Here is a 13535-nt window from a genome sequence, read left to right as displayed (position 1 = left end):
GTTCGCCCGGCCAAACGACTGTCCCCGCGCAGACTCGCGGGATGGATGTCGACCTCGTCGGGGCGCGGATTCTGTCCGCGGCGGCGTTGCGGATGCAGCGCGGCATGGGGCGCGATCGCCTTCGGGCGGCGGTCGCCGACGGGACGATGATCGTCGCGCACCGCGGGTGGTACGTGGATGCCGCGACCTGGGCCGGATGGTTCATCGAGCAACGGCACGCCGCCCGGGCCATCGCGACCGCGCGGGCCATGCGTGAGGGCGACGTCGTGCTCTCCCACACTTCGGCGGCGGTGCTGTGGGGACTGCCTCTCTACCGATACCACCCGCAGCGCGTTCACGTCTCCGGGCCGACCGCGCACGGTGTCGTCGCCGGAAGGGCCGTCGCGCGCCACGACCTCAGCGTCGAGGGCGATCGCGACGCGGTGAGCGGGATCCCCGTCACCGGTCTGGCTCGCACTGTCGCCGACCTCATCGGCCGGCTTCCACTCCAGTCGGCTGTCGCACTCGCCGATGCAGCCCTGCACCTGGTGGCCTGGGATGACTCGGTGCGGAAGTACGACGACATGGCGGCCGAGTTGCTCCGGGTCGAGGTCGGCACTCGATCGGCGTTGCGCAATGGTGCGCGCGGCGTGATCCAGGCGCGGTGGGTGCTGGGATTCGCGGACGGTCGCGCCGAGTCGACCCTCGAGAGCGTGAGCCGCCTCAACCTTCACCTCCTGGGCTTCGCACCGCCGCGGCTCCAGGTGCGTGTCCCGCATGACTGCGGGTACTACGACATCGACCTGGGCTTGGACGACGTGGACGTGTGGGCGGAAGTCGACGGCAAGGCCAAGTACGCCGATGCCGCTCAGCCCGACGGAGCAGACGCGCGCGCGGTGGTGCTCGCCGAGAAGCGGCGCGAGGACGACATCCGCGGACGCACCGGCCGCCGCGTCATCCGCTGGGATGCGGACGATCTACGCGATCTCGAAGCCTTCCGCCGACGGCTGGCTTCCTTCGGCGTCCGGCCGCCCGGCGGCCCCGTCGTGCCGCCTCCCACCTTCTCGCGGGGCCGACCCTAGGCGGGATGTGCCCCGAACCCACTCATCCGCGGCCGAGCCGCTGTGTGGGGAGGGGGTGGATGCAGCGGCTGAGTCGTGAGTCGGTGGTTTCGGCGGCCGAGCGAAGGGGAGGGGAGGGGAGGCGGGGGAGGGGAGGGGAGGTGGGGAGAGGGGGCGGCGCGCGCTCGCCCGTAGAATTGGCGGGCTATGACTCCTGACGAACTCTCCGCCGCCCTCGCCGCCGTCATCGTCCCCCTCGCGGAGGCGCGACGCCCCGGTTCCGGTGAGGGCGTCACGGCGTCGGAGCTGCCGCTCGAGCGGCCCAAGAACCGCGACCACGGCGATTGGGCATCCAATGCGGCGCTCAAGCTGGCGAAGGTCGTCGGAGCCAACCCGCGCGAGTTCGCGGCCGAGATCGCCGGGCGGCTCGCCGAGACCCCCGGCGTCGCGAGCGTCGAGGTGGCCGGCCCCGGATTCATCAACATCCGCCTGGATGCCGCGGCCGCCGGCGCCCTGGCCAAGACGATCGTCGACGCCGGCGCCGCCTTCGGCACGAACGACAGCCAGCGGGGCAACACGATCAACGTCGAGTTCGTGAGCGCCAACCCGACGGGTCCGCTTCACATCGGCCACACGCGGTGGGCGGCGCTCGGCGACTCCATCGCCCGCCTGCTCCTCGCCAGCGGCGCGACGGTGGCGCGTGAGTTCTACATCAACGACGCCGGCGCGCAGATGGAGCGCTTCGGCAGGTCCGTCCTCGCGGCCGCGAAGGGCGAGCCCACCCCCGAAGACGGGTACGCGGGCGCCTACATCGACGAGCTCGCGCGTCGCGTACTGGCCAAGCGCCCCGACCTCCTCGACCTCGCGGCCGAGGAGCAGCTCGTCGTCGCGCGCGACCTCGGGTATGAGTTCCAGCTCGGCGAGCTCCAGTCCTCCCTCGAGCAGTTCAACGTGCACTTCGACGTGTGGTTCTCCGAGCGGGAGCTGCACGCCAAGGGATCGAACGGCGAGCCGAGTCTCGTCGACGAGGCGGTCGACCGCCTCCGCGCGCAGGGCCACGTCTTCGACGACGAAGGCGCCGTGTGGGTGCGCACGACCGACTTCGGCGACGACAAGGATCGCGTCATCCGTCGCTCCAACGGCGAGTACACGTATTTCGCCGCGGACGCGGCCTATTACCTCAACAAGGGCGACCGGGGCTTCGCGCACAAGATCTACCTGCTGGGCGCCGATCACCACGGGTACGTGCACCGCCTGCGGGCGCTGGCGGGCGCCGCGGGCGACGACCCGGACAAGGACATCGAGGTGCTCATCGGCCAGCTCGTGTCGATCAACGGCGCGCGGCTCTCCAAGCGTGCGGGGAACATCATCGAGATGGACGATCTGCGCGAATGGCTCGGCACCGACGCGCTGCGCTACTCGCTCGGACGCTACCCGGCCGACTCGCCCCTCACGCTCGACCCCGAGCTGCTGCGCAAGCGGACGAACGACAACCCGGTCTTCTATGTGCAGTACGCGCACGCCCGCACCCACAACGTCACGCGCAATGCGGAGGCATCCGGCGTCGACCGCTCGGAGTTCGCGCCCGAGCTGCTCGACCACGAGACCGAGTCGGCACTCCTCGGCGCGCTCCAGGAGTTCCCGCGCATCGTCGCGTTCGCGGCCGAGCTGCGGGAGCCGCACCGTGTCGCCCGCTACCTCGAGGAGCTCGCGGGCCTCTACCACCGGTGGTACGACAACTGCCGGGTCATCCCCCAGGGAGACGATCCGGTCGAGACCGTCCACCGCACACGCCGGTGGCTCAACGACGCGACGGGTCAGGTGCTGCGCAACGGCCTGGACCTGCTCGGCGTCCAGGCACCGGAACGGATGTAGGACATGACCGTCGGCGACACGCAGCCCACCCAGCCTCTGCCGGATTGGACGACGGCGCCGCCGGAGCCTCGACGTCGGCACCGGGCGTGGCCGTGGATCCTCGCCGCCGTCATCGTCGTGGGCCTCGCCGTCGCGGCGTGGTTCATCGGCGAGAGCATCGCGCGCGGGCTCGTCGAGAAGACGATCCGCGACCAGATCGTCACGAACCTGGCCCTCCCCGCCGACCAGGAGGTCGACGTGGACGTGCAGGGCACCGTGATCCCGCAGCTCATCGCGGGCAAGCTCGACGACGTCACGGTGTCGTCCGACGACGTGTCGGTCGGCCAGCTGCAGGGCGACGTCACGGTCCACGCGCAGGGCATCGCCTTCCGGGGAGATCCCACCGCCGACGCCGCGACGGCCACCGTCCGCCTCGACCAGGAACAGCTCAAGTCCCTCCTGGCAGACGTACAGGACTTCCCGGTCGACTCGCTGGCCCTCGCCGCACCCGATGTCACGGTGTCGACCGAACTGACGTTCCTCGGGATCACCGTGCCCGTCGGAGTGTCGCTGACCCCCTCTGCAGCCGACGGCGACATCGTGCTCACTCCGTCGCGCCTGCAGCTGGCGGGGGCGGAGGTCTCGGCCGACGACCTGAAGTCCCGCTTCGGCTCGATCGCCGACACGGTGCTCAAGGACTACACGGTGTGCATCGCCGAGTACATCCCGGCGGGGCTGACGCTCACCGAGGTGAAGGTCGACGGCGACCAGGTGGTGGCAGATTTCGACGTCGACGGGCGCATCGCGAGCGACCCCGCCCTGCAGGCGAACGGCACCTGCAGCGCCTGAGCGCCGGCGCCTCCGACCCGCCCCGAAACACAGGCCAGGCGCGGCATACGCGGTGCCCTAGACTGCAAGGACTGCCCGGCGCGTGAGTCCACCGGCCGCGGCATCCGTCCTCCGGCCCGGCCCGGGAGACGTCGCGCCGAAGCCCCCACCGATTGGTACCCGCTGTGTCCGCCGCCCCCCAGAGCCGAGCCACTCCGTGGCCGGCGGTCCCGGATGACGTCAATTCGCTCGCGGTCAACGTCTGGCCCCAAGCGGCCGACCGCGACGAGCACGGAGTGCTGCGCCTCGGCGGCATCCCCGCCACGACGCTGCGCGACCGCTTCGGCACTCCGCTCTACGTCCTCGACGAGGACGAGGTGCGCGACCATGCGCGACGCACCCTCGCGGCCTTCCGGTCCGCCGCGGCCGCGCACGGCGTGCAGGCGCGCGTCTACTACGCCGGCAAGGCCTTCCTCTCGACCGAGCTCGTCCGCTGGGTGACCGACGAGGGCCTGGCCGTCGACGTCTGCTCGGGCGGCGAGCTCGCCGTGGCCCTGGCCGCGGGCGCCGATCCCGCACGCCTCGGCTTCCACGGCAACAACAAGAGCGTCCCCGAGCTCGAGCGCGCCGTCGAGCTCGGCATCGGCTCGATCGTCATCGACAGCTGGATCGAGCTCGAGCGCCTCGCCGCGATCGTCGAGCGTCGCGACGCGCAGCAGGCCGTTCTCGTCCGCGTCAACAGCGGCGTCCATGCCGAGACGCACGACTTTCTCGCGACCGCTCACGAAGACCAGAAGTTCGGATTCACGCTCGAGGATGCCGCGGCCGCCGTCGCCCGCATCCGCGAGCTGGACGGGCTCTCGTTCGTGGGCCTGCACTGCCACATCGGCTCGCAGATCTTCGGCACGGCCGGCTTCCGCGAATCGGCCGCGCGCGTCGTCGAGCTGCACGCCGAGCTCCTCGCGGGCGGCGACATCCCGGTCCTCAACCTCGGCGGCGGCTTCGGCATCGCCTACCGGCCGGAGGACGATCCGACGCCCATCGAGACCCTCGCGACCGGCATCGTCGACGCCGTCGCACAGGAGTGCGCGGTGCGCGGCATCCCGATCCCGAATCTCGCCTTCGAGCCGGGCCGCGCCATCGTCGGCAAGGCCGGCGTGACCCTGTACGAGGTCGGCACGACCAAGCCCGTCGAGGTCGACGAGAGCTTCACGCGCCTCTACGTGAGCGTCGACGGCGGCATGAGCGACAACGCGCGGCCGGCGCTCTACGGTGCGCAGTACTCCGCGCGCCTCGCGTCACGCACGAGCGACGCCGAGCCTGCCCTCTCGCGCGTCGTCGGGAAGCACTGCGAGTCGGGCGACATCGTGGTGGATGCCGAGTACCTGCCGGGCGACGTCGCGCCGGGCGACCTCCTCGCGGTGCCTGCCACCGGGGCCTACTGCTTCTCGCTGTCGAGCAACTACAACTTCGTCCCTCGGCCGCCCGTCGTGGCGCTGCGCGGGGGAGAGGCGCGCGTCATCGTGCGGGGCGAGACGGTCGAAGACCTCCTCGCGCGCGACGCGGGCCTCACCGCCATTCCGATGGAAGGGAACGACATGCCGGTACTGGACGAGCGGCGATCGTCGAGCGAGACGCACGCGCGACGAAACGCGGAGGCGAAGTGACCGACTACCGCCGTCTGCGCGTCGCACTGCTGGGGGCTGGAGCCGTGGGCTCGCAGGTCGCGGCGCTCTTGCTGCGCCACGGTGACGAGCTCGCCGACCGTGCCGGCGCGACGCTCGAGCTCGCCGGCATCGCCGTGCGCGACCTGGACGCGCCGCGGGACGTCGACCTGCCCCGGGAGCTGTTCACGACCGATGTCGAGCCCCTCATCGTGGGCTCCGACATCGTCATCGAGCTCATGGGCGGCATCGAGCCGGCTCGCACGTACCTCCTGCAGGCGATCAACTCGGGGGCGGACGTCGTCACGGCGAACAAGGCGCTCCTCGCGACGCACGGACCCGAGATCTTCGACGCCGCCGACCAGGTCGGCGCGGAGGTCTACTACGAGGCCGCCGCCGCCGGTGCCATCCCCATCATCCGGCCGCTCCGCGACTCGCTGGCCGGCGACCGCGTGCAGCGCATCATGGGCATCGTCAACGGCACGACGAACTACATCCTCGACCGCATGGACACCGAGGGCGCCGAGCTCTCCGACGTCCTCGCCGACGCTCAGCGGCTCGGCTACGCCGAGGCCGACCCCACCGCCGACATCGAGGGCTACGACGCCGCGCAGAAGGCGGCGATCCTCGCGAGCCTCGCCTTCCACACGACCGTCCCCCTCGAGTGCGTCCACCGCGAAGGCATCACCGGCATCGACAAGTCGATGATGGATGCCGCGCGCCACGCCGGCTACGTCGTCAAGCTCCTCGCGGTCTGCGAGCGCCTGGCGGGGGCATCCGGCGAGTCGATCTCGGTCCGGGTCTACCCCGCACTGATCAGGCGTGAGCACCCCCTGGCGAGCGTGCACGGCGCCAACAACGCGGTCTTCGTGCAGGCCGAGGCCGCCGGCAACCTCATGTTCTACGGCGCGGGCGCCGGCGGCGTGCAGACGGCGTCGGCCGTGCTCGGCGACGTCGTCTCGGCGGCGCGCCGGCACATCGCCGGCGGCGTCGGCGTGGGGGAGTCCACCCTCGCGAACCTCCCGATCGTCGAGATCGGCCGCGTGACCACGAGCTACCAGATCACGCTCGAGGTCGACGACGAGCCCGGCGTGCTGGCGCGGGTCGCCGGCATCCTCAGCGAGGGCCGCGTCTCGATCGCGACCCTCGAGCAGACGGTCGTCCACGACGCCTCGACGGGCTCGGCCGCCGATCCGTCCACCCGCGGCGACGACCTGGGCGGAGTCGCGCGACTCGTCATCGGAACCCACAAGGCCCTGGAACAGGACCTCAGCGAGACCGTCGAACGGCTCGCCGCGAGCGGCGTCGTGGAGCGCGTCGTCTCGGTCCTGCGTGTAGAAGGAGACTGACCGACATGGCAGCACACGTCTGGCGCGGAGTCCTCCGCGAGTACGCCGATCGTCTGGGCGTCACGGATGCCTCGACCGTCGTCACCCTCGGCGAGGGCGGCACCCCGCTCCTCCCCGCCCCGGCTCTGTCGCGCCGCACCGGCACCGACGTCTGGGTCAAGTTCGAGGGCATGAACCCGACCGGCTCATTCAAGGACCGCGGCATGACGGTCGCCGTCTCGCGCGCGATCGAGCACGGGGCGAAGGCCGTCATCTGCGCCTCGACGGGCAACACGTCGGCCTCGGCGGCCGCCTATGCGGCCCACGCCGGCATCACGGCCGCCGTCCTCGTGCCTGAGGGCAAGATCGCGATGGGCAAGCTCAGCCAGGCCGTCGCGCACAACGGACGTCTCATCCAGATCCGCGGCAACTTCGACGACTGCCTCGAGATCGCGCGCGAGCTCGCCGACAACTACCCGGTGCACCTCGTGAACTCGGTCAACCCCGACCGCATCGACGGTCAGAAGACCGCGGCGTACGAGATCGTCGAGCAGCTGGGCGACGCTCCCGACTTCCACTTCATCCCCGTGGGCAACGCCGGCAACTACACCGCCTACACCCGCGGCTATACGGAAGAGGCCGAGGCCGGCGTCTCCACGCGCGTGCCGCGCATGTTCGGCTTCCAGGCCGAGGGCTCGGCTCCGCTCGTGACCGGAGCGGTCGTGAAGAACCCCGAGACCGTCGCGAGTGCGATCCGCATCGGCAACCCGGCATCGTGGCACCTCGCCCTCGACGCGCGCGAGGCGACCGACGGCTACTTCGGTGCGATCGACGACGACCGGATCCTCGCGGCGCAGAAGCTCCTCGCGGGCGAGGTCGGCATCTTCGTCGAGCCGGCGTCGGCGATCAGCGTCGCGGGCCTCCTCGACCGCGTCGAGGCGGGCATCGTGCCGCAGGGATCGCGCGTCGTGCTGACGGTGACCGGCCACGGCCTGAAGGACCCGCAGTGGGCTCTGCGCAACGCGGACGGCACGACGGTCGAGCCGACCGTGGTCGACGCGACGACGTCGGAGGTGGCATCCGTCCTCGACCTCGTCCCCGTCGGGGCGACCGAGTGAGCGCAGCCCTCTCCGAGCCGGTCCGGCAGCCCGTCGAAGGGCGCGCGGTCGTCGTGCGTGTGCCCGCGACGAGCGCGAACCTCGGTCCCGGCTTCGACACGCTCGGCCTCGCGCTGAGCGTCTACGACGAGCTCGTCGTCACGGCGCTGCCGGACGACCGCCTCGAGATCGAGGTCGCGGGCGAGGGAGCGGGCGACGTGCCGCGCGACGCCTCGAACCTCGTCGTGCGCTCCATCGCCCACGCGTTCGAGGCGGCGGGACGACGGATGCCGGGGCTCCGCCTCGAGGCGCGCAACGTCATCCCGCACGGCCGCGGCATGGGCTCGTCGGGCGCGGCCGTCGTGTCGGGCCTGCTCGCGGCCAAGGGGCTGCTCGACGGGGACGTCGCCTTCGGCGACGACCGGCTCCTGGCGCTCGCGACCGAGCTCGAGGGGCATCCCGACAACGTCGCCCCCGCCCTCTTCGGCGGCCTCACGATCGCCTGGATGGACGAGAACGGCCCCCAGCACAAGAAGCTCCTCGTGCACCGCGGCGTGGCACCCCTCGTCTTCGTGCCCGAGTCCACGATGTCGACCAAGCTCGCGCGCAGCCTGCAGCCGTTGCAGGTGCCGCGGGAGGACGCCGTCTTCAACGTCTCCCGCTCGGCGCTGCTCATCGCGGCACTCACGCAGAGCCCCGAGCTGCTGCTCGCCGCGACCGAGGACAAGCTTCATCAGAACTACCGCGCGCAGGCGATGCCCGGCACCGACATCCTGGTGCGGGCGCTGCGCGAGCGCGGGTTCGCGGCGGTCGTCTCCGGAGCCGGTCCGAGCGTCCTCGTGCTCGCCGACGGACCGGGTCAGCGCCTCGAAGCGGCCGACGTCGCAGCCCGCGCGACCGACACCCCGTGGGAGGCGCTCATGCTCGCCGTCGACTTCAAGGGTGGTACAGTGAGGGAGTACGCGGAGGGTTCCACGTAAGCACGTGAATCTGGCCTCCGTCGCATTCTGCGAAACCCTGGCACATCCCCGCCTGATCGACCGCTGAGCGGCCACCCGGTTGTCTGAGCAGTCCATCCAGGCCCGCGCGGGCTGATTTTTCCGCCGCGCGCGGCGACTGTGCCGTCGTGCATATTCCATTCGTTTCACAAGGGAGAACTCGTGGAGTCCATCTCCGAGATCCACAACGTCGACACGCCTGCCGAGGAGCGCACCGAAGCGCCCGAGGGCGTCGAGAACGTGACCGCCGGCGAGACCGTCGCCGACACCGCCGAGGCCGCCGTCGAGGCGCCGGTCGAGCCCGCCGAGCAGGCCGACGAGCCCGCCGCCGAGGACGTCGAGGACGCTGACGCGCCGGCCGAGCCCGAGGCCGTCGAGGCGCCGGCCGAGCCCGAGGCTCAGGCCGAGGCGCCCGCCGAGGTCGAGGTGCCCGCCGAGCCCGAGGCTCAGGCGGAGACGCCGGCCGAGCCCGAGGCCCCGGCCGAGCCCGAGGCCCCGGCCGAGCCCGCGGCGGTCGAGAAGGCCCCGCGCAAGCGCGCCCCCCGCCGCGCGAAGAGCACCGGCGCGAAGGCCGACGCCGACGCTGCGGCTGCCGCCGCTGCCGAGGCCGCCGCTGCAGAAGCCGCCGCCGAACCCGCCGCTGCCGAGACGCCGGCCGAAACCGCGACCGACGCTCCTGCCCAGACCGCCGAGGAGGCTCCCGTCGAGGCGCCGGCCGAGGCCGAGCAGCCGGCCGAAGCCGCCGAGCAGGGCGAGTCGGCCGAAGCCGACCAGACCTCCGACGAGGCGCAGGGCGCCGAGGGCGAGGCATCCGGAACCGAGTCCTCGGGTGAAGAGACCCCGTCGCGCTCGCGCAGCCGTTCGCGCAACCGCAACCGCAACCGCAATCAGAACGGCGGCCAGGGCAACGGTCAGGCGCCGAAGGACCAGAACGCCCAGGGTGCCCAGGCCGCAGCCGCAGCTCCGCAGCCCGCCGAGCAGGACGACGAGCAGGGCCAGGGCGCCGGGCGCAACCGCCAGCGCAACAAGCGCCGCGGCCAGACCACGGGGGACGAGTTCGAGACCGAGATCGGCGAGGACGACGTCCTGATCCCGATCGCCGGCATCCTCGACGTCCTCGACAACTACGCGTTCGTCCGCACGACGGGCTACCTCCCGGGCACGAGCGACGTCTACGTTTCGCTCGGCCAGGTCAAGAAGTACAACCTCCGCAAGGGCGACGCCGTCGTCGGCGCGATCAAGCAGCCTCGCGAGGGCGAGCAGTCGAGCCGCCAGAAGTACAACGCGCTCGTCAAGGTCGACTCGGTCAACGGCCTGTCGGTCGACGACGCGGCGACGCGCGTCGAGTTCGGCAAGCTCACGCCGCTCTACCCGCAGGAGCGTCTGCGTCTCGAGACGGCGCCTGAGAAGCTCACGCAGCGCATCATCGACCTCGTGGCGCCCATCGGCAAGGGTCAGCGCGGCCTCATCGTCGCACCGCCCAAGGCCGGCAAGACGATCGTCCTGCAGCAGATCGCGAACGCCATCGCGATCAACAACCCCGAGGTCCACCTCATGGTCGTGCTCGTCGACGAGCGCCCCGAAGAGGTCACCGACATGCAGCGCACGGTGCGCGGCGAGGTCATCGCCTCGACCTTCGACCGTCCCGCCGAAGACCACACGACGGTCGCCGAGCTCGCCATCGAGCGCGCGAAGCGCCTCGTCGAGCTCGGCCGCGACGTCGTCGTGCTGCTCGACTCGATCACCCGACTCGGCCGCGCCTACAACATCTCGGCGCCCACCTCGGGTCGCGTCCTGACGGGCGGCGTCGACGCGTCGGCGCTCTACCCGCCGAAGCGCTTCTTCGGCGCTGCGCGCAACATCGAGAACGGCGGATCGCTCACGATCCTCGCGACGGCGCTCGTCGAGACCGGCTCCAAGATGGACGACGTCATCTTCGAGGAGTTCAAGGGCACGGGCAACAGCGAGCTGCGCCTCAGCCGCCAGCTCGCCGACAAGCGCATCTTCCCGGCTGTCGACGTCAACGCGTCGAGCACCCGCCGCGAGGAGATGCTGCTGAGCCCCGACGAGGTCAAGATCACCTGGAAGCTCCGTCGCGCGCTCGCGGGCCTCGACCCGCAGCAGGCCCTCGAGGTCGTGCTCGGCAAGCTCAAGGAGACCCAGTCGAACGTCGAGTTCCTCGTGCAGATGCAGAAGTCGATCCCGACTCCCGCGCACGGCGGCGGGCACAGCCACGCGCACGACAACAGCATCCGCTGAGTCTGTCGGACCGTGACGATGTCGGCCCCTGAGCCTGTCGAAGGCTCGTAGTGTTCGAGTCCGTCAAAGGGCTGATCGACGAGCACAGGGCGGTTCAGGAGGAGCTCTCCGACCCCGCTGTGCACGCCGACGCCGCCCGTGCGAAGCGCGTCAACCGACGCTACGCGGAGCTGTCGCGGATCGTCGCGGCCCACGACGCGTGGCTCGCGGCCTCCGATGATCTCGATGCCGCACGCGAGCTCGCCAAAGAGGACGACGCGTTCGCCGACGAGGTGCCCGTGCTCGAGGAGCAGCTCGCGCAGGCGCAGGAGCGGCTGCGGCGCCTCCTGATCCCGCGCGACCCTGACGACGCCCGCGACGTCATCATGGAGATCAAGCAGGGCGAGGGCGGCGCCGAGTCGGCGCTCTTCGCCGCCGACCTGCTGCGGATGTACCTGCAGTACGCGGCGTCGAAGGGCTGGAAGACCGAGCTGCTCGAGCGCAACGAGTCCGACCTCGGCGGCTACAAGGACGTCCAGGTCGCGATCAAGGGCTCCAGCTCCGACCCCGCGCAGGGCGTGTGGGCGCACCTCAAGTACGAGGGCGGCGTGCATCGCGTGCAGCGCGTGCCGGCGACCGAATCGCAGGGACGCATCCACACCTCGACGACGGGCGTCCTCGTCTTCCCCGAGGTGGACGAGCCGGAAGAGATCCAGATCGACCCGAACGACCTGAAGATCGACGTCTTCCGCTCGTCGGGCCCGGGTGGCCAGTCGGTCAACACGACCGACTCCGCCGTGCGGATCACGCACGTCCCGACGGGGATCGTCGTCTCGATGCAGAACGAGAAGTCGCAGCTGCAGAACCGCGAGGCGGGCATGCGCGTGCTGCGGGCCCGTCTGCTCGCGAAGCAGCAGGAGGAGCTGGATGCCGCGGCATCCGACGCCCGTCGCTCGCAGATCCGCGGCATGGACCGCTCCGAGCGCATCCGCACCTACAACTTCCCCGAGAACCGCATCGCGGACCACCGCACCGGGTACAAGGCGTACAACCTCGATCAGGTGATGGACGGCGCCCTCGAGCCCATCATCGAGTCGGCGATCCAGGCCGACGAGGAGGCGCGGCTCGCCGCCCTCGGCGCCGACGACTGAGCGCCCGGCCCTCTCACCACTCGTGGGCGATAGCGCCGCTCGTCGGCGGCCCCGCTCGCCTACCCTGAGCGCGTGATCACGTTCTTGATCCGCGCGGCGATCTTCCTCGTGTCGGCCTTCGTCGGGCTCGTCGCTGCAGACCTCATCCTGCCCCGGTTCTACCTGCACTGGGACGACTGGTGGGGGATCCTCCTGGCGGTCGTGATCTTCGCCGTGCTGCAGAGCATCCTGGCCCCGTGGCTGCTCAAGGTCACCCGACGGCATGCCGAGGCCCTCATCGGCGGGATCGGTCTGATCTCGACGTTCGTCGCGCTCCTCATCGCGGTGCTGATCCCGGCGGCCGGCATCGGCGTCGATGGACCCGTGGCGTGGATCATCGGCACCCTGATCGTCTGGCTGGTCACCGCGCTCGCGTCCTGGCTGCTGCCCCCGCTGTTCCTCAAGAAGAAGGCCGCCGAGCGCAGGGGCTCGTGACGGATGGCTCCCCTCGCCCTCGCTGATCCGCCGACGCGCCGCGTCTCGGCCAGTTCGTCCGCGTCGATCGCCTACGAAGTGCACGGCGACGGCATCCCCCTTCTTGCGCTGCACGGCGCGTATTCGAGTCGTCGGGAGGTGCGCGGCTTCCTCGAGCCCATGCTCGAGGACCGGGCGATCCGCCGGATCTATGCGGATCTCCCGGGTCACGGCGAATCGCGCCCGTCGTCCGACGTCGCCTCGCCGGATGCCGTGCTCGACCTCCTCGACCTCGTGCTGCAGGCCGAGGCCGAGACCGGGTCGTTCCTCCTCCTCGGCCACTCCTACGGCGGGCATCTCGCCCGCGCCCTCGCGGCGAGGCATCCGTCCCGCACGGCGGGCGTCGCGGTGCTGTGCCCGGTCATCCCCGGGCCGTGGGACACCGCGGCCGCGGGCAGCGTCGTGCGCGACGACGGCGTCGGCGCCGACCTCGACGAGCGGGAGCGGGAGGAGTTCGAGGGGTACTTCGTCGTGCGGACGGCCGACACGCTCGACCGGTTCCGGCGCGACGTCGTGCCGGCGACGGGCGAGGTCGACGACGACACGCTCGAACGGGCCATCGGGGCGGGACCGCACGCGATCGACCCGGACCGGGTCGTCATCACCGCGCCCGTCCTGATCGTCGCGGCCCGGCAGGACCGGTACGTCGGCTGGCACCGCCAGCAGCGGCTCGCCGACCGCTGCCCGCACGCCACCGTGGCGACCGTCGCCGATGCGGGGCACGCCCTGCCGCACGAGAGGCCGGCGCTCGTGGCCGCGCTCCTGGCCGACTGGCTCGACCGCGCCGGGATCTGAGGGCTGTTCCGCCCGCCTCTAGGGTGGAG

11 protein-coding genes are annotated in these 13535 nt (G+C 71.4%); all 11 read left to right on the top strand.

The genetic code is table 11. The features are described 5' to 3' along the window. The first annotated feature begins 41 nt into the window (after positions 1-41). The 11 genes from G5T42_RS00925 to G5T42_RS00875 all read left to right on the top strand — a co-directional run bounded on the left by G5T42_RS00925 (position 42) and on the right by G5T42_RS00875 (position 13506). Positions 42-1061 carry a hypothetical protein gene (locus tag G5T42_RS00925; RefSeq protein WP_165124187.1) on the top strand — a complete coding sequence of 340 codons (1020 nt, stop codon included), beginning with the start codon at positions 42-44 and terminating at the stop codon, positions 1059-1061. Positions 1062-1247: 186 nt separating this feature from the next. After that, positions 1248-2915 (top strand): arginine--tRNA ligase, encoded by a 1668-nt coding sequence (argS, locus tag G5T42_RS00920; protein WP_165124184.1) that lies wholly within the window; start codon positions 1248-1250, stop codon positions 2913-2915. Positions 2916-2918: 3 nt separating this feature from the next. After that, entirely contained in the window at positions 2919-3743 is an 825-nt protein-coding gene (locus G5T42_RS00915) for a DUF2993 domain-containing protein (RefSeq protein ID WP_165124181.1), read from the top strand. Between the two features lie 164 nt (positions 3744-3907). Beyond that, positions 3908-5389, top strand: a complete 1482-nt coding sequence (lysA, locus tag G5T42_RS00910; protein WP_165124178.1) for a diaminopimelate decarboxylase — start codon at positions 3908-3910, stop codon at positions 5387-5389. Further along, positions 5386-6735, top strand: a complete 1350-nt coding sequence (locus G5T42_RS00905; protein ID WP_165124175.1) for a homoserine dehydrogenase — start codon at positions 5386-5388, stop codon at positions 6733-6735. Before lysA ends, G5T42_RS00905 begins: the two co-directional genes overlap by 4 nt. Positions 6736-6740: 5 nt before the next feature. After that, a complete protein-coding gene (gene thrC / locus G5T42_RS00900) occupies positions 6741-7832 on the top strand; it encodes a threonine synthase (protein ID WP_165124172.1) in 1092 nt (363 codons plus the stop codon). Then, entirely contained in the window at positions 7829-8791 is a 963-nt protein-coding gene (gene thrB / locus G5T42_RS00895; RefSeq protein ID WP_165124169.1) for a homoserine kinase, read from the top strand. The genes thrC and thrB overlap by 4 nt, the downstream gene beginning before the upstream one ends. Positions 8792-8971: 180 nt before the next feature. Next, positions 8972-11068 carry a transcription termination factor Rho gene (gene rho, locus G5T42_RS00890; RefSeq protein WP_241245904.1) on the top strand — a complete coding sequence of 699 codons (2097 nt, stop codon included), beginning with the start codon at positions 8972-8974 and terminating at the stop codon, positions 11066-11068. A gap of 50 nt (positions 11069-11118) precedes the next feature. After that, positions 11119-12198, top strand: coding sequence for a peptide chain release factor 1 (gene prfA, locus G5T42_RS00885; protein WP_165124166.1), 1080 nt, complete (start codon positions 11119-11121; stop codon positions 12196-12198). Between the two features lie 72 nt (positions 12199-12270). Further along, entirely contained in the window at positions 12271-12672 is a 402-nt protein-coding gene (locus G5T42_RS00880; RefSeq protein ID WP_165124163.1) for a phage holin family protein, read from the top strand. Between the two features lie 3 nt (positions 12673-12675). Next, positions 12676-13506, top strand: a complete 831-nt coding sequence (locus G5T42_RS00875; protein ID WP_165124160.1) for an alpha/beta hydrolase — start codon at positions 12676-12678, stop codon at positions 13504-13506. The last annotated feature ends 29 nt before the right edge of the window (positions 13507-13535 follow it).

Source organism: Microbacterium sp. 4R-513 (assembly GCF_011046485.1).
Taxonomy (GTDB): Bacteria; Actinomycetota; Actinomycetes; order Actinomycetales; family Microbacteriaceae; genus Microbacterium.
This window is presented reverse-complemented; position numbering and strand designations above follow the sequence as displayed.